Raw genomic sequence first — 18,911 nt, forward strand, 5'->3', positions numbered from 1 at the left:
ACTGATGAGCGGCAGCGGGGAAGGACAGCAGAAGCAGTCAATGGGGCGCAATGCGCTGTTGCTGGGGGGGGCGCTGTTGCTGCTGGCCGGCTGGTTCGGCTGGAGCGCCGTGCAGCAGTGGCGGCAGCAGGCCAACGGGGACACCCTGGCGCAGGCCCGCGACGAGGCGGTGCAGGGCGTGCAGCAGGCCGCAACCGGCCAGCTGCAGCAGCTGCAGCAGCACCTCAAGGGCGATCGCGTGCAGCAGTCGCTGCAGGCCGGCGACGCCGCCGGGGCCGCGCAGGCCCTGCGTGAAAGCTGGTCCGGGGTCGAGCAGGTGGACGTGCTGACGGCCGGACTGGCCGATGCCTACGCCGATGGCGCGACCTTCGGTTACGCCCGCCTGGCGCTGCTGGAATCGGTGCTGGCCGACGGCAAGCCGGGGCTGCGCGTGGTCCGCGATGGCGGGGGCAACCGCCTCGGCCTGGCGGCGCCGGTGCAGCTGGGCGCGCTGGGTCCGGCCGTCGTCTATGTGCGGCAGCCCCTGCTGCGCCTGACCGGCCCGCTGGACCAGGTGCGCGCGCCGTCCAGTGGCTTCCTGTCCCTGCGCCAGGGCGCGCACGACATCGTCGCGCACGGTGATGCCCGCCTGGCCGACAGCGCCGAAGCGATGGCGCGGCCGATCAAGGGCACCCCGCTGCGCCTGACCGCCAGCGTACCGAACATCGAACCGGGCCCGCTGGGCCTGGGCGCCCTGCCCAGTGCCATCGTGGCGCTGCTGCTGGCCTTCATCGCCGTGCTGCTGGTGGTGGGACGTGGCCGCCTGCCGAAGTCGCTGCCGATGCCGATCCGTCGGGGCGCCGCGGTCGAGGCCGACCAGGGCCCGACCCTGCGCGAAAGCCTGCAGATGGCCACGCCGGTCGTGCCGGCCACCGATGCGGCCGACGCCACCGCCGGCGGGCCGCCCGCGGTACCGCCGCCGCCGCCGGTGGACCTGCCGGCCGACATCTTCCGCGCCTACGACATCCGCGGCGTGGTGGGCACCGAGTTGAACGCGCGCAACGCCGCGCTGATCGGCCAGGCCATCGGCACCGTCGCCCTCGAGCAGGGGCTGCGCGAGGTGGTGATCGGCCGCGACGGCCGCCTGTCCGGGCCGGAGCTGTCGGCCAGCCTGGCCGAAGGCCTGCGCCGCGCCGGCTGTGCGGTCATCGACATCGGCCTGGCGCCGACGCCGCTGGTCTATTTCGCTGCCTTCCACCTGCGCACCGGCACCTGCGTGGCGGTGACCGGCAGCCACAACCCGCCCGAATACAACGGCTTCAAGGTGGTCATCGGCGGCGAAACGCTGTCCGGCGATGCGATCACCGATCTGTACCAGCGCATCAGCGAAGGCCGCCTGGCCCAGGCCGCCGAGCCGGGCGACTACCAGCAGCGCGAGGTCGCCGCCGACTACATCCAGCGCATCGCCGACGACGTGCAGCTGGACCGCCCGCTGAAGGTGGTGGCCGACGCCGGCAACGGCGTGGCCGGTGCGTTCGCGCCGCAGCTGCTGGAAGCCATCGGCGCCGAGGTCATCCCGCTGTACTGCGATGTCGACGGCACCTTCCCCAACCATCACCCCGATCCCAGCGAACCGGCCAACCTCGAAGACCTGGTGCAGACGGTCAAGCGCTTCGGCGCCGACCTCGGCGTGGCCTTCGATGGCGATGGCGACCGCCTGGGCGTGGTCACCGGCGAAGGCAGGATCATCTATGCCGACCGGCTGCTGATGCTGTTCGCTGCCGACGTGCTGATGCGCAACCCCGGCGCGATGGTGATCTACGACGTGAAGTGCACCGGCAAGCTCTCCGACCACGTGCTGCGCAACGGTGGCAGCCCGCTGATGTGGAAGACCGGGCATTCGCTGATGAAGGCGAAGATGCGCGAGACCGATGCCGAACTGGCTGGCGAGATGAGCGGCCACTTCTTCTTCAAGGAGCGCTGGTTCGGTTTCGATGACGGCCTGTACGCCGCCGCCCGCCTGCTGGAAATCCTCGCCCAGCGCGAAGAGACCCCGCACGAGGTGCTGGAGGAGCTGCCGGACATGGTGTCCACGCCGGAACTGAAGGTGCCGGTGGCGTCCGGGACGCCGCATGCGCTGGTGGCGATGCTGGTGGCCGCGGCGCAGTCCGAGGACAACCCGTATGCCGGCGGTCGCCTGTCGACCATCGATGGCCTGCGCGTGGACTATCCCGACGGATGGGGCCTGGTGCGTGCCTCCAACACCACCCCGGTGCTGGTGCTGCGTTTCGAAGGCAACGACGAGGCTGCACTGCAGCGCATCCAGGCGCTGTTCCGCAGCCAGCTGCAGGGCCTGCTGGGCGACACCGCGCTGGGCTTCTGATCGATCGTGGTGGGGGCCGGGGGGGCCCCGCCCCCCCGGGCGCGGGGGGGGGGGGGGCGCCGGGGGGGGGCCCCGGGGTCGGATCCCGTTGCCGCGCAACGGGCTCCGACCCCAGGTTCAAGAATGACGGCATCCACGCATGGCGTGGATCTACCCCTTGAACCGCAACCCCACGCCCGGTTCGGTGAACAGATAGCGCGAATCCAGCGCCGAATCGCCCAGCTTGTGCCGCAGCTTGCCGACCAGGATGCGCAGGTAGTGCGTGTCGTGCTGGTGGGTCGGTCCCCAGATCTCCTGCAGGATCTGCGGCTGGGTCACCACCCGCCCGGCATTGCGCAGCAGTAGTGACAACAGCGCGTACTCCTTGCGCGTCAGCGCCACCGGCTCGCCATCGATCGCCACTTCGCGGCGCACCAGGTCCACGTGCAGGTGGCCATCATCGAACACCGGCGGGGTGCCATCGCTGGGCACGCTGCGGGTACGCAGCAGGGCCCGCACCCGGGCCATCAGTTCCTGCGTGCCGAACGGCTTGGTCACGTAGTCATTGGCGCCGGTATCCAATGCCCGCACCTTCTCGTCCTCGCCGGCGCGCACGGTCAGCATGATCACCGGCACCTGGCTCCATTGCCGCAGCTGCGCCAGCACCTCGTGGCCTTCCATGTCCGGCAGGCCGATATCCAGGATCACCAGGTCCATGTCCTCGCTGGCGGCCATTTCCAGTCCTTCCTGGCCGGTGGCGGCCTGCCGCACCTGGTAGCCCTGCGCGCGCAGGCTGATGTCCAGGAACCGGCGGATCTGGGTTTCATCGTCGATCACCAGCACGCGCGCGGCCGGCACGCTGGCATCAATCGGAGTCGGGCTCATCGTGGGCGGCTGGCTTGAGCAGGGGCAGGGTGATGCGGATCAGGGTACCGCGACCGTCGCGTCCGGGCAGCGCCTGCACGCTGCCGCCGTGGGCGCCGATCATGCCCTGGCAGATGGTCAGGCCCAGGCCGGTGCCGTGGCGGCCGCGGTCGCCGCGCTCGACGCTGTAGAACATGTCGAAGATGCGCGCGCGCTCGTCATCGGGAATGCCGGGGCCGGCATCGATCACGTCGATGCGCAGCTGCCCGTCCCGTTCGCGTGCCTGCACCTGCACCGGTGCATCGGGCGGCGAGAATTTGGCGGCGTTTTCCATCACGTTGAACACTGCCTGTTCAACCAGCGCCGGGTGCACCCAGATCGGCGCCAGCGTGGACGGAATATCCAGTTCCAGCCGCACCTTGGGCTGGTAGCGCTGCAGGCGCCGCGCGGCCGAGCCGATCAGCTCGTCCACGCCGATCCAGTCGCGGTTGATGGTCAGCCCTTCGTGGCCGAGCCGGGTCATGTCCAGCAGGTTCTGGATGTAGCGGTCCAGACGCTCGCCTTCGACCAGGATGGTGTCCAGCAGCGCACGCCGGTCGGCCACGTCCATCGCGCTGCCGTAGCTGGCCAGGCTGTCGGCCGAACCGATCATCGCCGCCAGCGGCGAACGCAGGTCGTGCGATACCGAGGACAGCAGGGCCGAGCGCAGCCGTTCGGTCTCGTTGCTCACATGGGCCTGTTCCAGTTCGGCCACCAGCCGCGTGCGCAGTGCGGCCTGGGCGATGTCATCGACCATCGCTTCGGCCAGCTGGCGCTGCTCGGGCAGCAGGCGCGCCTGCGCACCGGGCAGGTACAGGCCGGCCACGCCCACGGCGCGGTCCTCGCCATCCAGTAGCGGCAGGAACCACCACTGCGCGCCGGCCAGCGTGTCGGTGAAGCGGCCGCTGGGCTGGCCGTGGCGCAGGGCCCAGTCGGCGGCGGCCAGGTCGGTATCGCCGGGCTGCGCGCGGCCGCCGGTGGCGGTGTCTGCGCCGATCCGCAGCCACGCCGGCACGTCCATCGCCTGTTCCAGCGCCTGCCTGCCGGCCTGCGCGACCTCGCCGTTGCCGGCCGCGCTGGCCAGCTGCCGGCCCAGCTGCTGGCGCGCACGCGCATGGCGGTTGGCCGCGCGCAGGGCAATCACCTGCATGCGCAGGCGCGAGGCCAGGCGCCCGGCCACGAGCGCCGCCGCCAGGAACAGGAACACGGTGATCACGCCCTGCCGTGCACCGATGGCGAAGGTGAAGCGCGGCGCGATGAACAGGAAGTTGTAGGCCAGGAAGCACAGGATCGCCGCCATCACCGCCACACTGGCGCGGGTGCGTGCCGCCACCAGCACCACCGCCACGATGAACACCATCGACAGGTCGGCCATGCCCACCCAGCGTTCGCCCAGCCACGCCACCGCGCAGGCCAGCGCCGTGGCGACCAGCGCCTGCAGCGGCTCGTGGCTGATCCCGCGCATCGGTGGCAGCAGGCCTTCGCGGCGCGCGCGTGCGCGTGCCTGCGGCGTGCTGATGATGGTGATCTCGTAGTGCGCGCCGCGCTGGATCAGCTGCTGGGTCAGCGTGCGGTTGAACATCCGCGCCAGCGGCCGCTCGCGGGTGCGGCCCAGCACCAGGGTCGACACACCGTTGTGCGCGGCATGGTCGAGCAGGGCATCGGCGATGCTCGAGCCATGCAGCAGTTCGGCATCGCCGCCTAGCCGCCGGGCCAGCGCGAAGGCCGCATCGATCTCGCGCCGGGTCGCCTCGTCCTGGCGCCGGCCCTGCACGGTCACCACCGTCCACGGCGCATCGCGGCGTTCGGCGATGCGTCGCGCCACCCGCACCAGGTATTCACTCTGGCCACCGCCATCGATGGCCACCAGCACGCCGCGGCGCAGCGGCAGGTTGCCTTCGCCGCGGGCGGCGCGGGTCTCGCGCAGGCTGCTGTCGACCCGGTCGGCCGCTTCCTGCATCGCCAGTTCGCGCAGCGCGGTCAGGTTGGCCGGCGAGAAGAACGCCTGCAGTGCCTGCGCGGCCTGCTCGGGCACGTACACCTTGCCCTGCTGCAGGCGCGCGATCAGCTCACGCGGCGGCAGGTCCACCAGCACGATGTCGTGCAGGCGGTCGAGCACGCCGTCGGGCACGGTCTCGCTCACCCGCACGCCGGTGATGCGCATCACCACATCGTTGAGGCTTTCCAGGTGCTGGATGTTGACCGTGGTCCAGACGTCGATGCCGGCGTCCAGCAGCTCCATCACGTCCTGCCAGCGTCGCTCGTGGCGGCTGCCGGGTGCATTGCGATGGGCCAGTTCGTCCACCAGCACCAGTGCGGGATGGCGCTCCAGCACCGCATCCAGGTCCATCTCCAGCAGCGCGTGGCCGTGGTAGGCCACGTCCTTCAGCGGCAGCTGCGGCAGGCCTTCCAGCAGGGCCTGGGTATCCACGCGGCCGTGCGTCTCGACCAGCCCCACCACCAGGTCCACGCCACGGCGCAGCTGTTCCTGCGCGCGGGTCAGCATGGTGTAGGTCTTGCCCACGCCCGGCGCCGCGCCGAGGAACACGGTCAGCTTGCCGCCGGCCTCGCGCTGCAGGCCTTCCACCAGGGCATCGGCCTGGCGGGTACGCGCATCATTCATCGCCGCTGCTGTCATGGCTGCCATTGTGCGCGCCGCCGGTGCAGGCGGGCATCACGGTGCCTTCGCCGCCTGGTCCAGGGCGAAGTTCAAGGTCACCACGTTCACCCGCGGCTGCCCGAACACGCCCCACTGGCGGCCTTCGGTATGCGCCTGCAGCAGCGCCTGCACGCGTTCCACCGGCAGGCCGCGCGCACGCGCCACGCGTGCCACCTGCACCTGCGCGGCAGCCGGTGACAGCTGCGGATCCAGGCCGCCGCCGGACTGGGTGACCAGATCCGCCGGCACCTGCGCCGGGCTCACGCCTTCGCGCGCGGCCACCGCTGCGGTACTGGCGGCCACGCGCTCGGCCAGCGCCGGGTTGCTGCGGGCCAGGTTGGAACCGGCCGCCGCCATCGGGTCGTAGTTGGCCGCCGACGGCCGCGCCTGGAAGTAGCCATCGCCGCTGAACGGCTGCGCCAGCCACGCCGAGCCGCGCACCTGGCCACTGCCATCGCGCAGCAGGCTGCCTTCGGCCTGGGTCGGGTAGCTCAGGCCGGCAAAACCGGTGGCGATGCCGGCGTAGACCGCACCGGCCAGCAGCAGGGTGGCCAGGCCCAGGCCGATCGCCGGGCGCCAGCTGGCATCGTCCTGCAGGCGCGCCACGCGGGCTTCGGCCGGATGTTCGCGGGGCAGGGAAGAAGAAGTGGAGACAGAACGGTTCATGCGCCGAATACCAGGACAAGAAGGAGGTCGATCAGCTTGATCGCCGCGAACGGCAGCAGTACGCCGCCGAGGCCGTACACCAGCATGTTCCGGCGCAGCAGCGCGGTTGCCGTGGCCGGGCGGAAGCGCACGCCACGCAGGGCGAGCGGGATCAGGGCGGGAATCACCAGGGCGTTGAAGATCAGCGCCGCCAGCACCGCGTTGCGCGGGCTCGACAGCTGCATAACGTTCAACGCGGCCATGGCCGGGACCGCAGCGGCAAACAGCGCCGGCAGGATCGCGAAGTACTTGGACACGTCGTTGGCCAGCGAGAAGGTGGTCAGCGCACCGCGGGTGATCAGCTGCTGCTTGCCCACTTCCACCACCGCCAGCAGCTTGGCCGGGTCCGAATCGAGGTCGACCATGTTGCCGGCCTCCTTCGCCGCCTGCGTGCCGGAGTTCATCGCCAGGCCGATGTCGGCCTGGGCCAGCGCAGGCGCATCGTTGGTGCCATCGCCGACCATCGCCACCAGGCGGCCGCCGGCCTGTTCCTGGCGGATGCGTGCCAGCTTGTCTTCCGGGCGTGCCTCGGCGATGTAGTCGTCGACGCCGGCTTCGGCGGCAATCGCGGCCGCGGTCAGCGGGTTGTCACCGGTGATCATCACCGTGCGGATGCCCATCGCGCGCAGCTGCGCGAACTTCTCGCGCATGCCGTGCTTGACCACGTCGGACAGCTCGATCACGCCCAGCACATGGCGGCCCTCGGCCACCACCAGCGGGGTGGCACCGTTGCGCGCCACCTGCTCAACGCGCCCGGCCAGCTCGGCCGGCACCGTGCCGCCCAGCCCCTGCACATGGTTGCGGATCGCATCCAGCGCGCCCTTGCGGATCTGCCGGCCGGGCTCCTGATCAGGCTGGGCAAGATCCACGCCGGACATGCGGGTCTGCGCACTGAAGGCCAGGTACTCGGCGTGGTCCGGTTCGGCGGTGCTGCAGCCCTGCTCGCGCGCCAGGCGCACGATGGATTTGCCTTCCGGGGTCGGGTCGGCCAGCGAGGACAGCAGCGCCGCTTCGCGCAGCTGGCTGGCATCGATGCCGGCCAGCGGGTGGAAGTGGCTGGCCTGGCGGTCGCCGTAGGTGATGGTGCCGGTCTTGTCCAGCAGCAGCACGTCGACGTCGCCGGCCACTTCCACTGCTTTGCCCGACTTGGCCAGCACGTTGGCCGCCAGCGCACGGTTCATGCCGGCAATTCCAATCGCCGGCAGCAGGCCGCCGATGGTGGTCGGGATCAGGCACACCAGCAGCGCGATCAGCAGCAGCGGATCGACCTTGACGCCGACGTAGGCGCCGATCGCCGGCAGGGTCGCCACCACCACCAGGAAGGTCAGCGTCATCGCCGCCAGCAGCAGGGTCAGCGCGATCTCGTTGGGGGTCTTCTGCCGGTTGGCACCTTCCACCAGCGCGATCATCCGGTCCAGGAAGCTGTGGCCCGGCTCGGCGGTCACCCGCACGATGATCTGGTCGGACAGCACCTTGGTGCCGCCGATCACGCCGGAGCGGTCGGTGCCGGCCTCGCGCAGCACCGGCGCCGACTCACCGGTCACCGCCGCTTCGTTGATGGTGGCCAGGCCCTGCACGATCTCGCCATCGGCCGGTACCAGCTCGCCGGCACTGACGATCACATGGTCGCCCGGGCGCAGCTCGGCAGCGGCCACCTGGGTTTCGGCCGCACCCGGCTGCGGGGCGGCCAGCCGACGTGCGACCAGGTCCTGGCGGGCGCGGCGCAGCGAGGCGGCCTGGCCGCGGCCGCGGGCCTCGGCCACCGCTTCGGCGAAGTTGCCGAACAACACGGTCACCAGCAGGATCGCGGTCACCGCCAGGCCGAAGCCCAGCGGCGCGTTGCCGGTCAGGGTGACGATGGCAGCAACCAGCGTGCCGGCCATCACCACCGCCATCACCGGGCTGCGCACCAGGTGCATCGGCGAGAGCTTGCGCACCGCCTCGACCAGCGCACGGCGCAGGCCGGCGCCATCGAGCAGGGCAGGGCGCGGGGCAAGGGAACTGCGGGAAGAACTTGCGTGGGTACTCATCAGGGTGTCCTTAGTGCAGTCCCATGCTCAGGTGGTCGGCGACGGGGCCGAGGACCAGGGCCGGCATGAACTGCAGCACGGTCAGGATGACGATCACCGAGACCAGGGTCAGGGCGAAGGTCGGGGTTTCGATCTGCAGGCTGCCGGCCGATTCCGGCGCCTGGCGCTTGGCAGCCAGCTGTGCGGCCACCACCAGCGGAATGATCAGCAGCGGGAAGCGGCCCAGCAGCAGCACCAGCGAACAGCTCAGGTTCCACCACACGGTGGCATCGCCCAGGCCCTCGAAGCCCGAGCCGTTGTTGGCATAGGCCGAGACGTACTCGTAGAACACCTGGCTGATGCCGTGGAAGCCCGGGTTGGAGGTGCCGGCCAGGCCGGGCACGGCCAGCGTGATCGCAGTGAACAGCAGCAGGGTGATCGGCTGCAGCAGCGCCAGCAGGGCCAGCAGGCGCACCTGCGGCGTTTCCAGCTTGCGGCCGAACAGCTCAGGCGTACGCCCGGTCATCAGCCCGGCCAGGAACACGCCCAGCAGCAGGTAGACGATGAACTGCTGCAGGCCGCAGCCGATGCCGCCCCAGATCGCGCTGACCAGCATGTTGACCATCGCGATGCCACCGCTCAGCGGTGCCAGCGAATCGTGCATGCCGTTCACCGAGCCGTTCGACACCTGGGTGGTCACCGCCGCCCACAGCGCGGTGCCATCGGCGCCGAAGCGCGCTTCCTTGCCTTCCATCAGCAGCGGCGTGGCCGCGCTGGCGCTGTGGCCCTCGCTCCACATCATCGCGCCTGTCGAGAGCAGCGACATGCCCAGCATGCAGCTGAACACCAGGACGCCGAAGCGGCGTCGCCCGGTGAACGCACCGATCATGAAGATCACCGCCAGCGGGATCAGCAGGATGCCCACCACCTCCAGCATGTTCGACACCGGGGTCGGGTTCTCCAGCGGGAAACTGCTGTTCGGGCCGTACCAGCCGCCACCGTTGGCGCCCAGCTGCTTGGCCGCGACCATCGCCGCCACCGGGCCCAGCGGCAGCTTCTGCAGGGCCATGCCGGCGCTGGCGTCGATCGGCGTGGCCTGCGGTCCGCCGGCCATCGTCGAGGGCACGCCCTGGCTGGTCAGCAGCAGGGTCCAGACCAGGCACAGCGGCAGCAGGAAGCGCACGCACAGGCGCACCACGTCCACGTAGTAGTTGCCCACCGGCACCTGGCGGTCGTCACCGGCCGAGGTCTGGGGTGCACGCGCGAACAGCGCCCGCAGCGTGGCCACCGCCAGCGCCAGGCCCATCATCGGCGTCACCACCTGCAGGCCGGTGATGCCGGTCATCTGCGAGAGGTAGGACAGCTGCGCCTGGCCCGAATAGTGCTGCTGGTTGGTGTTGGTCAGGAACGAGATCATCGTGTGCAGCGCGGTGTCCCAGCGCATGTTCGGGATCTGGTCCGGGTTCAACGGCAGCCAGGCCTGGGTCATGAACACCGCCTGGGTCAGCACTGCCACCACCACATTGCTCAGCACGAAGGCCAGCACGTAGCCGCGCCAGGACATCGAGCGCGCGGCATCCACGCCGAACAGCCGGTACAGCGGTTTCTCGATCCAGTGGAACAGCACGTCGACCTTCATCGGCGTGCCACGCATCACGCGCGCCAGGTACAGGCCCAGCGGCCAGGCCAGCAGCAGGCTGGCGGCAAGAATCACAAGCATCTCAGTCATGGCAGGCTCCGCTCAGAACGACTCGGGCCGCAGCACGACATAAAGAAGATAGGCGGCGGCAACCAGCACCAGCACGCCACAGAACAACGACAGCCAGGGGGACATGGGATTGCGTCCTGGTGGAACCCCTCCACCTCAGGCCGCCATCGTCGTCCTGCACCCCATAAACGCACTACGCGCCGGACGGGGCCGGCGCGTAAAGAGTGCATAAATTCCGTTGTTGCCGGGGCCTCAACCGCCCGGGGCCATGCCCTTCAACTCGCGGTAGCGTTGCAGGCTGGCCTCGATCTCGGCCTTCAGCGTGACCTGCTGCTGCTCGAAGCTGGCCTGCAGGCGCTGCTGCGCCTGCAGCTGGGCGTGGCGCTGGCGGATCGCCTCGACCTGCTTGTCGGCCACCTTGCCGCCGGCCAGCTCGCGATCACCGGCCGTCCCCAGCAGGGTCACCAGCGAATCGCGCAGGCTGGCGACGTTGTAGCGGGCGGTGTTCAGATTGTTGTCGAGCACCTCCTGGCGCTCGTTGAACACCTTGCGCAGTGCATCCTCGCTGCCATAGGTCGACAACATGGCCTGCTCGGTGCGCTGCTTGGTCTGCGCCGCCATCAGGTCCAGCTGGGCCTGCGCCGCCACGGTGGCCGCGGCGGCGCGTTCCTCGTCGGTCAACGCGCGCTGCACCTGCGCATTGCGCACGCCGCTGTTGGCGTTGAACTCCTCGCGGGCGTTGTTGACCGCATCGGCCGGCAGCGAATCGCTGCAGATCCGCTCGTTGCCCTCGTTCCAGCAGTACAGCTTCTTGTCGGCCGTATCCGGCTTGGCCAGCAGGCTGGCTGGCAGCGCCAGCAGCAGGCTGGCGGCAACGATGGCAGGAACTCGGAACATGCGACCTTCCCCTGGGTCAGCGTGCGGAACGGACGCCGTACTGGGCGCGATAGGCCTCCAGCGGCTGCCGGTAGCCCACAAGTTCCGGGTTTCCGGAGGCGAAATCAAGCAGATCGGCCAGAGTTGCGACGGCGATCACCGGGATGCCGGCTTCCTCGGCCACGGCCTGCGCCGCCGAGCGGTGGTCGGCTTCCGAGGCGATCTCCTGGCGGTCCAGCGCCACCACGATGCCGGCCGGGATGCCGCCGGCAGCGCGGATGATGGCCAGGGCTTCGCGGATGGCGGTGCCGGCGGTGATCACGTCGTCGACGATCAGCACGCGCTTGCCGGTCAGGTCGGCGCCGATCAGCTGGCCGCCCTCACCGTGGTCCTTCACTTCCTTGCGGTTGAACGACAGCGGCAGGTCGCGGCCACGCTGGGCCAGCTCGCAGGCCATCGCGGTGGCCAGCGGGATGCCCTTGTAGGCCGGGCCGAAGACCACGTCGTACTTGATGCCGCTGGCGTCGATGGCGTCCGAATAGCAGGCGCCCAGCTGGGACAGCAGCGAGCCGGAGTCGAAACGACCGGCGTTGAAGAAATAGGGGCTCAGCCGGCCGGACTTGAGGGTGAACTGGCCGAAGCGCAGGGCATCGGCGGTCAGGGCCAGCTGCAGGAAACGGTGGCGGTGGTCGCTCATCAAAACTCGATTCATCTTCATTTGGAGCACAAATCCTAATCCAGCTGGGCTTTCCGCGCTCGTCCGGCCCCGTGTGAAGGCCCTGCCGGGCCCATCCGGCGGGCTGCGCGGGCCGCCGGGCAACCGGTATGCTTGCCCGGTTTCCCGCCGTAGGTTCATCCGCATGCGCATCATCAGTTTCAACGCCAATGGCATCCGCTCGGCCGCCACCAAGGGCTTCCTCGACTGGTTCCGGGCCCAGGACGCCGACGTTCTGTGCATCCAGGAAACCAAGGCGCAGGAGGACCAGCTCACCGATCCGATGTTCCGCCCCGACGGCCACCACTGCTTCTACCGCGACGCCATCACCAAGAAGGGCTACAGCGGCGTGGCCATCTACAGCAAGCGCGAGCCGGACCAGGTCATCACCTCGCTGGGCTGGGCCCCGTTCGACGACGAAGGCCGCTACATCGAGGCCCGCTTCGGCAATCTCAGCGTGGTCTCCTTCTATATTCCGTCCGGCAGCTCGGGCGATTTGCGCCAGGGCTTCAAGTTCGAAGTGATGGAATGGCTGCGGCCGATCCTGGAAGAGTGGGCGCGCAGCGGCCGCGACTATGTCCTGTGCGGCGACTGGAACATCGTCCGCTCGGCGCTGGACATCAAGAACTGGAAGTCCAACCAGAAGAATTCCGGCTGCCTGCCCGAGGAGCGCGACTGGCTCAACGGCCTGTGCGCCGACCACGGCCAGGCCACCGACGTGGCCACCGGCCGCGGCTGGGCCGATGCCTACCGCCTGCTGCACCCCACCGGCGAGGACTACACCTGGTGGAGCAACCGCGGCGCGGCCCGCGCCAACAACGTCGGTTGGCGCATCGATTACCAGTTCATCACCCCCGGCCTGCGTGACCGCCTGCGCAGCTGCTCGATCTACCGCGACGAGCGCTTCTCCGACCACGCCCCGTTCACCGTGGACTACGACCTGTGAGCGAAGCCGCTGCCAAGCCCAGCTACAAGGGCTGGGCCGGGATCAAGCGCGCCTTCGGCACGCCCTCGGCCCTGACCATGGCCCTGCTGGGCTTCGGCAGCGGCCTGCCGTTCCTGCTGATCGCCTCGCAGACCCTGTCCACCCGCCTGCGTGATGTCGGCCTGGACCTGGGCAGCATCGGCCTGATCAGCCTGGCCAGCTTCTTCTACCTGCTGAAGTTCGTCTGGGCGCCGCTGCTGGACCGCTATGCCTTCCCGCTGCTGGCCTTCATGGGGCGCCGCCGTTCCTGGCTGCTGCTGTCGCAGGTGGCCGTGCTGATCGGCCTGGTCGCGCTGGCCTTCGTCCGCCCCGAACAGGGCGTCTGGCCGTTGGTGGCCTGGGTGCTGGTGGCGTCCTTCGCCGGTGCCACCCAGGATTCGGTGGTCGATGCCTACCGCATCGAGATCGCCCCGGAAACCGCGCAGGCCGCGCTGGCCGCCACCTACACCCTGGGCTACCGCATCGGCCTGATCCTCGCCGGTGCCGGCGCGCTCTACCTGGCCCAGTTCGAAGGCTGGATCATCGCCTACCTGGCCATGGCCGGGCTGATGCTGCTGCCGATCATCACCACCCTGCTGTGCCGTGAGCCCAACCGCCCCGCGCAGGCCGTGCAGCGCCGCATCGATGTGGCCGAAGCCTTCGTGCAGCCGATCACCAGCTTCTTCACCCGCAACGGCATCGCCCTGGCGCTGGGCCTGCTCGCCTTCGTCGGCCTGTTCAAGTTCCCCGACCAGGTCATCGGCGTGATGGCCGGCCCGTTCTACCTCGATTCGGGCTTCGACAAGGCCGACATCGCCACCGTCTCCAAGCTGTTCGGCGTCTGGATGGGCATCGGCGGCGCCTTCCTCGGCGGCATCGCCGTGGCCGCCTTCGGCTTCCGCCGCATGCTGCTGGTGGCGGCGCTGGGCGTGGCCCTGTCCAACCTCGCCTTCCTGTTGATGGCGCACAACCCGGGCCAGCTGTGGGCGTTCTACGCCGCGCTCAGTGCCGACAACCTGTTCCAGGGTTTCGCCGGCACCGTGCTGGTGGCCTTCATGTCCTCGCTGACCGACCGCAACTTCACCGCCACCCAGTACGCCCTGCTGGTGTCGCTGGCCAACCTGCCGGGCAAGTTCGTCGGCGGCGTGTCCGGCTACATCGTCGAGGCCACCTCCTACAGCACCTTCTTCATGCTCAGCGCGGTCACCGTGGTGCCGACCCTGCTGCTGCTGGCCTGGCTGTGGCCGCGCATCCACGACCGCAGCGCCCCCGCCCCCTGATTGCCTGACTGCGCAACCTGCGGGATGATCGCCGCGGACGCGCCGAGGGGGCGGTGCCTTGCGAACGGGGGAGTGAGCATGGCCGATGTAGTGCTGCGGGACGTGGACCCGCTGATGTTTGAACGTATCCGAAGGGTGGCCGTGGCGCGCGGCTGGACCCACGAGCAGGCCTGTTCGGTGCTGCTTGAACAGGGCCTGCTGAGCAGCGAGCTGGAGGTCCGTTCCGGCTTCGGCGATCCCGAAGTGGACGCCCTGTCAGCGGCGATCGCCGCCCTGCAGGCGATGCCGGCGGGGCAGGGGTTCGATTGATCTGATACCGCGTCGCCGGGCATGGCCCGGCGCTACCGCGCGCCCTGGTAGATCCACGCCATGCGTGGATGGCGCCACCTCACGCTAGGTGGATCGCCCCGAGAATCCGCGGCCCCGATGCCCCGGTCACGCTCGGCAGGTTGCCGGCCAGCCCGTCCATCGTCCGCTGGGCCAGCCAGGCAAAACCCATCGCCTCCATGTACTCCGGGTCCAGCCCATGCACGGCGCTGGATTCCACCGCCACGCCAGGCAGCAGCGCCGCCAGCCGGCGCATCAGCTGCCGGTTGTGCACGCCGCCCCCGCAGACCAGTACCCGGCGGGTGTCCGGCTGCTGGGCCCGCAGTGCATCGGCCACGGTCACCGCGGTCAGCTCCAGCAGGGTGGCCTGCACATCGGCGGCCGCGTACTCGCCTTCGCCCATGCGCGCCTCGGCCCAGGCCAGGTGGAACTGTTCGCGGCCGGTGCTCTTGGGCGGCGGCAGGTCGAACCACGGGTCCGCGCGCCAGCCGGCCAGCAGCGCCGTGTCCACCGCACCACTGGCCGCATAGGCGCCATCGGCGTCGAAGGTGCGGCCGGTATGGCGCTGGCACCAGGCGTCCATCAGCGCGTTGGCCGGGCCGGTGTCGAAGCCGCGCGGCATGCCGTCGCGCGGGATCAGGGTCAGGTTGCCGATGCCGCCCAGGTTGAGCACCGCGCGGTCTTCGCCGGCCGTGCCCAGCATCGCCAGGTGGAAGGCCGGCATCAGCGGCGCGCCATGGCCGCCGGCCGCCACGTCGCGGCGGCGGAAGTCAGCCACGGTGGTGATCCCGGTCAACTCGGCAATGCGGTTGCCATCGCCCAGCTGCACGGTGAAGGCCGGGTCGGCCAGCGGCCGGTGGCGCACGGTCTGCCCGTGCGAACCGATCGCCCGCACCTGGCGGCGGTCCACGCCGGCCTCGTCCAGCAGCTGGTTGGCGGCTGCGGCGAAGTTGATCGCGATGCGCGCATCCAGCTCGCCCAGCTCCTCCAGCGACTCCAGCGGCCCGCCTTCGCCCAGCGCCACCAGCCGCGCGCGCAGCACCGGCTCCCAGCGGGCGGTCAGGCCGCGCACGAAGCGGCAGCCGCCGCTGGCGGGAAACTGCACCAGCGCGGCATCGATGCCGTCGGCGCTGGTGCCGGACATCAGGCCAAGGTAGAGCGGGGCATCGGCGTCGGCAGTCGTGTTCATGGCGGGCATAAAAAAAGGACGCGGCAAGCTTGGGCTGCCGCGTCCTTCTTCGTCAACGCAGGGCCGGTCAGCCGCGCTTGTGGCCGTTGGCCGGCTTGGCCTTGGCGCTGGCCACCTCGGTCGGGGCGGCGTCTTCGCGGCTGCTCGGGGCCGGGCTGGCCTTGGCGTAGATCATCTTCTCCATGCCCTGGATGCGGGCCATGGCCGGTGCGGTCTGCGCACGGAAGGCCACCAGCTCGGCGCCCTTCAGCGGTTCCGGCGGCGGCATGGTCACCGTCAGCGGATTGCGGTGCTCGCCGTTCACGCGGAATTCGTAGTGCAGGTGCGGGCCGGTGGCCAGGCCGGTCGAGCCGACGTAGCCGATCACCGTGCCCTGCGCCACGCGCTGGCCGGTCTTGATGTTCGCAAAGCGCGACATGTGCCCGTACAGGGTGGTGTGGCCGCGGCCGTGGTCGAGGATGACCACGTTGCCGTAGCCGCGCTGCACGCCGGCGAACTGCACGCGCGCGTCGCCGGCGGCCATGATCGGCGTACCGGTACGCGCGGCGTAGTCCACGCCCTTGTGCATGCGCATCTTGCCCAGCACCGGGTGCTTGCGCGCGCCGAAGGTCGAGCTCAGGCGCGCGAACGGGATCGGCATGCGGATGAAGCTCTTCTTCAGCGAACGGCCGTTGAGGTCGTAGTACTCGGATTTGCCGCCGCGCTCGAAGCGGAAGCCCGAATAGGTCTTGCCGCCAGTGGTGAAGGTCGCCGCCAGGATCTTGCTGGTGTCGACCTTCTCGCCTTCGCGCCAGGTCTCGTCCATCACCACGCTGAAGCGGTCGCCCGGCTGCAGGTCCTTGGAGAAGTCGATGTCGTACTTGAAGATGTCGTCGGTCATCGTCGCGATCGCCGACGGCGACAGCCCGGCCCGGCGGGCCGCGGCATACAGCGAACTGGTGATCTCGCCGCTGGTGACCACCGTGCGCGTGGAGGTCTCGCGCTTGGTCACCTTTTCCTTGATGTCATCGCCGGCCAGGCTCAGTTCCACCCGGTTGTCGCCATCGCGGTCGAAGCGGATGCTGCGCAGGTCGCCCGAGAGCGGCATGTCGAAGGCGATCTCGGCGCCGGGGCGCAGCTTGGTCAGCGACTCGCGCGCGCCCGGATGGTCCAGCACGCGGTGCAGGGTGGTGGCGGGGATGCCGGCCTGGTCGAACAGGTCGCTCAGGGTCTGCCCGCGCTGCACCCGCAGCACCTGCCAGCTGTCGCCCGGGGTCTGCTGCTGGCGGGCCAGCGACAGCGGCGGCAAGGGCAGGGCCAGGCTGGTGTGGCTTTCGGCGTAGGGCGAATCGATGGTGTGCGAGAAACCCGGCACGATCGTCGCCACCAGGGCGCCGATGGTCGCGAACAGGCTGGCGTGCACCCAATGGCGGCGCGTCCAGCGTTCATTGAAAGCAGCGGGAAGGTGTTGCCTGAGCTTCCGGTGCAGGGCGTTGTCGTGCAGGACGTGGAGACGTTCCTGGAAGCGCTGCTTGCGTGCGCGCCCTTGTTCGGAATTTTGCATCAGTGGTTTTTCCTGCGGCCCGGGAGCGCGGGCCTGATCGCCGGTTACCATAGACACCTGAGAAAACCGCGTCAAACCCTTGTGCCTATTGGCTTTTGTGAAGCCGGATGGGTTAACTTGGCGTTAACACCCCACACAAGAAACGGCATAGCCGGGAGTAGTCACCGTGTCCTCGATTGAAGAAGCCCTTGCCCTGATCGGCCGTGGTGCCGACGAGATCCTCAAGATCGAGGATCTGCGTGCGCGCCTGCAGGAAGGCCGTCCGCTGCGGATCAAGGCTGGCTTCGACCCCACCGCGCCCGACCTGCACCTGGGCCATACGGTGCTGCTGAACAAGCTGCGCCAGTTCCAGGACCTCGGCCACCAGGTCATTTTCCTGATCGGTGACTTCACCGGCATGATCGGCGACCCGTCCGGCAAGAGCCTGACCCGCAAGCCGCTCAGCCGCGAGGACGTGCTGGCCAACGCCCGCACCTATGAAGAGCAGGTCTTCAAGGTGCTGGACCGCGACAAGACCCAGGTCCGCTTCAACTCGGAGTGGTTCAGCAAGATGGGCGCGGCCGACATGATCCGCCTGGCCAGCCAGTACACCGTGGCCCGCATGCTCGAACGCGATGATTTCGCCAAGCGCTACGCCGCCCAGCAGTCCATCGCCATCCACGAGTTCCTGTACCCGCTGGTGCAGGGCTACGACTCGGTGGCCCTGGAAGCGGACGTCGAGCTCGGCGGTACCGACCAGAAGTTCAACCTGCTGATGGGCCGCGGCCTGCAGGAACACCACGGCCAGAAGCCGCAGGTGGTGCTGACCATGCCGCTGCTGGAAGGCCTGGACGGCGTCAACAAGATGTCCAAGTCGCTGGGCAACTACATTGGTATCAGTGAACCGGCCATCGAGATCGTCACCAAGACCATGAAGGTCGACGACACCCTGATGTGGCGCTGGATCGAGCTGCTGTCCTTCGATATCGGCCAGGCCGAAGCGGTGTCGCTGCGTGAAGAGGTCGCCGCCGGCAATCTCAACCCGCGCGTGGTCAAGCTGCGCCTGGCACGTGAGCTGGCAACCCGCTTCCACGACGCCGCGGCGGCCGATCAGGCCATTGCCGGCTGGGAAGCGGCGGTGACCGGGCAGGGCGACATCACCCAGCTGCCGCTGCAGGAGGTGGCCATTCCGGCCGAAGGCCTGCGTATCGCCGCACTGCTGACTGCTGCCGGTCTGACCCCGAGCAACTCCGAAGCCAACCGCAAGCTCAAGGAGCGCGCGGTCAAGGTGGACGGTGAAGTGATCGAGGACGGACAGCAGGTGCTGCAGCCGGGCTTCGAAGGCCTGCTGCAGGTCGGCAAGCGCACCTTCGCCCGCGTGCGCCTGGTCGCTGCCTGACACTATATGGAAGGGCCGGCGCCAGCCGGCCCTTCCTTTGCTTCTGCTCTTCGCGATATGCCTCCACGGGCGCGATGGATGAACGGATGCAACATCCGTTGAAAAAAATCGCCACACCCCCTTCACAAACCCTGTGGATGGGGGCATACTTCTCCTCCCCCGTCGCAGGGGTCGCCACCAAGGGGCTTCAGCGACAACAGGGCGCCCACCACCGCCGAACGAGATAATCGAACGAAGGTGTTGACGGACTGAAAAAGTCTGGCATAATGGGCGGCTCGCTACGAAGGAAACTTCGCAGCACACGGGAACGGCGC

The 18,911-nt window shown here is 69.4% G+C and carries 15 protein-coding genes; 5 read left to right on the forward strand and 10 right to left on the reverse strand.

The window, feature by feature from the left end; translation table 11 throughout:
- Positions 1 to 4: 4 nt before the first annotated feature.
- A complete protein-coding gene (locus IAE56_RS05280; protein ID WP_200751747.1) occupies positions 5 to 2,362 on the forward strand; it encodes a phosphomannomutase/phosphoglucomutase in 2,358 nt (785 codons plus the stop codon).
- A gap of 150 nt (positions 2,363 to 2,512) precedes the next feature.
- On the opposite strand, the gene IAE56_RS05285 is transcribed toward IAE56_RS05280, so the two are convergent.
- The 8 genes from IAE56_RS05285 to pyrE form a co-directional block, all read right to left on the reverse strand.
- Positions 2,513 to 3,226: a response regulator transcription factor gene (locus tag IAE56_RS05285; RefSeq protein ID WP_108767474.1), complete on the reverse strand. Its 714-nt coding sequence runs from the start codon at positions 3,224 to 3,226 to the stop codon at positions 2,513 to 2,515.
- Positions 3,207 to 5,867 carry a sensor histidine kinase KdpD gene (locus IAE56_RS05290; RefSeq protein ID WP_200751748.1) on the reverse strand — a complete coding sequence of 887 codons (2,661 nt, stop codon included), beginning with the start codon at positions 5,865 to 5,867 and terminating at the stop codon, positions 3,207 to 3,209. Before IAE56_RS05290 ends, IAE56_RS05285 begins: the two co-directional genes overlap by 20 nt.
- A gap of 51 nt (positions 5,868 to 5,918) precedes the next feature.
- Complete coding sequence (gene kdpC, locus IAE56_RS05295) at positions 5,919 to 6,569, reverse strand: potassium-transporting ATPase subunit KdpC (protein WP_200751749.1); 651 nt, start codon at positions 6,567 to 6,569, stop codon at positions 5,919 to 5,921.
- Complete coding sequence (kdpB, locus tag IAE56_RS05300; protein ID WP_200751750.1) at positions 6,566 to 8,638, reverse strand: potassium-transporting ATPase subunit KdpB; 2,073 nt, start codon at positions 8,636 to 8,638, stop codon at positions 6,566 to 6,568. The genes kdpC and kdpB overlap by 4 nt, the downstream gene beginning before the upstream one ends.
- Positions 8,639 to 8,648: 10 nt before the next feature.
- Positions 8,649 to 10,346: a potassium-transporting ATPase subunit KdpA gene (gene kdpA / locus IAE56_RS05305; protein ID WP_200751751.1), complete on the reverse strand. Its 1,698-nt coding sequence runs from the start codon at positions 10,344 to 10,346 to the stop codon at positions 8,649 to 8,651.
- Positions 10,347 to 10,358: 12 nt separating this feature from the next.
- Positions 10,359 to 10,451, reverse strand: a complete 93-nt coding sequence (locus IAE56_RS05310; protein WP_079225483.1) for a potassium-transporting ATPase subunit F — start codon at positions 10,449 to 10,451, stop codon at positions 10,359 to 10,361.
- Positions 10,452 to 10,577: 126 nt separating this feature from the next.
- The gene (locus tag IAE56_RS05315; protein WP_200751752.1) at positions 10,578 to 11,222 is read right to left on the reverse strand and encodes a hypothetical protein; all 645 of its coding nucleotides are present in this window, start codon (positions 11,220 to 11,222) and stop codon (positions 10,578 to 10,580) included.
- A 16-nt stretch (positions 11,223 to 11,238) separates the two neighbouring features.
- Positions 11,239 to 11,898, reverse strand: a complete 660-nt coding sequence (pyrE, locus tag IAE56_RS05320; protein WP_108767480.1) for an orotate phosphoribosyltransferase — start codon at positions 11,896 to 11,898, stop codon at positions 11,239 to 11,241.
- A 163-nt stretch (positions 11,899 to 12,061) separates the two neighbouring features.
- On the opposite strand from pyrE, the gene IAE56_RS05325 reads away from it, so the two are divergent.
- From IAE56_RS05325 to IAE56_RS05335, 3 genes are all read left to right on the forward strand, one after another.
- A complete protein-coding gene (locus IAE56_RS05325; protein WP_108758432.1) occupies positions 12,062 to 12,862 on the forward strand; it encodes an exodeoxyribonuclease III in 801 nt (266 codons plus the stop codon).
- Positions 12,859 to 14,160 (forward strand): MFS transporter, encoded by a 1,302-nt coding sequence (locus IAE56_RS05330; protein WP_200751753.1) that lies wholly within the window; start codon positions 12,859 to 12,861, stop codon positions 14,158 to 14,160. The genes IAE56_RS05325 and IAE56_RS05330 overlap by 4 nt, the downstream gene beginning before the upstream one ends.
- Before the next feature lie 78 nt (positions 14,161 to 14,238).
- Positions 14,239 to 14,469, forward strand: a complete 231-nt coding sequence (locus tag IAE56_RS05335) for a hypothetical protein (RefSeq protein WP_108770587.1) — start codon at positions 14,239 to 14,241, stop codon at positions 14,467 to 14,469.
- Between the two features lie 79 nt (positions 14,470 to 14,548).
- Here the strand turns inward: IAE56_RS05335 and IAE56_RS05340 are convergent, their stop codons facing one another.
- Both IAE56_RS05340 and IAE56_RS05345 read right to left on the reverse strand, forming a co-directional pair.
- Complete coding sequence (locus tag IAE56_RS05340) at positions 14,549 to 15,676, reverse strand: anhydro-N-acetylmuramic acid kinase (protein ID WP_164074147.1); 1,128 nt, start codon at positions 15,674 to 15,676, stop codon at positions 14,549 to 14,551.
- Positions 15,677 to 15,743: 67 nt separating this feature from the next.
- Positions 15,744 to 17,219, reverse strand: a complete 1,476-nt coding sequence (locus IAE56_RS05345) for a peptidoglycan DD-metalloendopeptidase family protein (protein WP_108767482.1) — start codon at positions 17,217 to 17,219, stop codon at positions 15,744 to 15,746.
- Between the two features lie 166 nt (positions 17,220 to 17,385).
- Here IAE56_RS05345 and tyrS point away from each other — a divergent pair, with 166 nt between their 5' ends.
- Positions 17,386 to 18,597 (forward strand): tyrosine--tRNA ligase, encoded by a 1,212-nt coding sequence (gene tyrS / locus IAE56_RS05350; protein ID WP_200751754.1) that lies wholly within the window; start codon positions 17,386 to 17,388, stop codon positions 18,595 to 18,597.
- Positions 18,598 to 18,911 lie beyond the last annotated feature (314 nt).

It is taken from the genome of Stenotrophomonas sp. S41, from assembly GCF_016624625.1.
In the GTDB taxonomy this organism is placed as follows: domain Bacteria; phylum Pseudomonadota; class Gammaproteobacteria; order Xanthomonadales; family Xanthomonadaceae; genus Stenotrophomonas.

What these genes read in the sequence shown, in the direction of transcription:
- IAE56_RS05280 (WP_200751747.1), top strand. Translation starts at nt 5, where the DNA reads ATGAGCGGCAGCGGGGAAGGACAGCAGAAGCAGTCAATGGGGCGCAAT.
- IAE56_RS05285 (WP_108767474.1), bottom strand. Translation starts at nt 3,226, where the DNA reads ATGAGCCCGACTCCGATTGATGCCAGCGTGCCGGCCGCGCGCGTGCTG.
- IAE56_RS05290 (WP_200751748.1), bottom strand. Translation starts at nt 5,867, where the DNA reads ATGAATGATGCGCGTACCCGCCAGGCCGATGCCCTGGTGGAAGGCCTG.
- kdpC (WP_200751749.1), bottom strand. Translation starts at nt 6,569, where the DNA reads ATGAACCGTTCTGTCTCCACTTCTTCTTCCCTGCCCCGCGAACATCCG.
- kdpB (WP_200751750.1), bottom strand. Translation starts at nt 8,638, where the DNA reads ATGAGTACCCACGCAAGTTCTTCCCGCAGTTCCCTTGCCCCGCGCCCT.
- kdpA (WP_200751751.1), bottom strand. Translation starts at nt 10,346, where the DNA reads ATGACTGAGATGCTTGTGATTCTTGCCGCCAGCCTGCTGCTGGCCTGG.
- IAE56_RS05310 (WP_079225483.1), bottom strand. Translation starts at nt 10,451, where the DNA reads ATGTCCCCCTGGCTGTCGTTGTTCTGTGGCGTGCTGGTGCTGGTTGCC.
- IAE56_RS05315 (WP_200751752.1), bottom strand. Translation starts at nt 11,222, where the DNA reads ATGTTCCGAGTTCCTGCCATCGTTGCCGCCAGCCTGCTGCTGGCGCTG.
- pyrE (WP_108767480.1), bottom strand. Translation starts at nt 11,898, where the DNA reads ATGAGCGACCACCGCCACCGTTTCCTGCAGCTGGCCCTGACCGCCGAT.
- IAE56_RS05325 (WP_108758432.1), top strand. Translation starts at nt 12,062, where the DNA reads ATGCGCATCATCAGTTTCAACGCCAATGGCATCCGCTCGGCCGCCACC.
- IAE56_RS05335 (WP_108770587.1), top strand. Translation starts at nt 14,239, where the DNA reads ATGGCCGATGTAGTGCTGCGGGACGTGGACCCGCTGATGTTTGAACGT.
- IAE56_RS05340 (WP_164074147.1), bottom strand. Translation starts at nt 15,676, where the DNA reads ATGAACACGACTGCCGACGCCGATGCCCCGCTCTACCTTGGCCTGATG.
- IAE56_RS05345 (WP_108767482.1), bottom strand. Translation starts at nt 17,219, where the DNA reads ATGCAAAATTCCGAACAAGGGCGCGCACGCAAGCAGCGCTTCCAGGAA.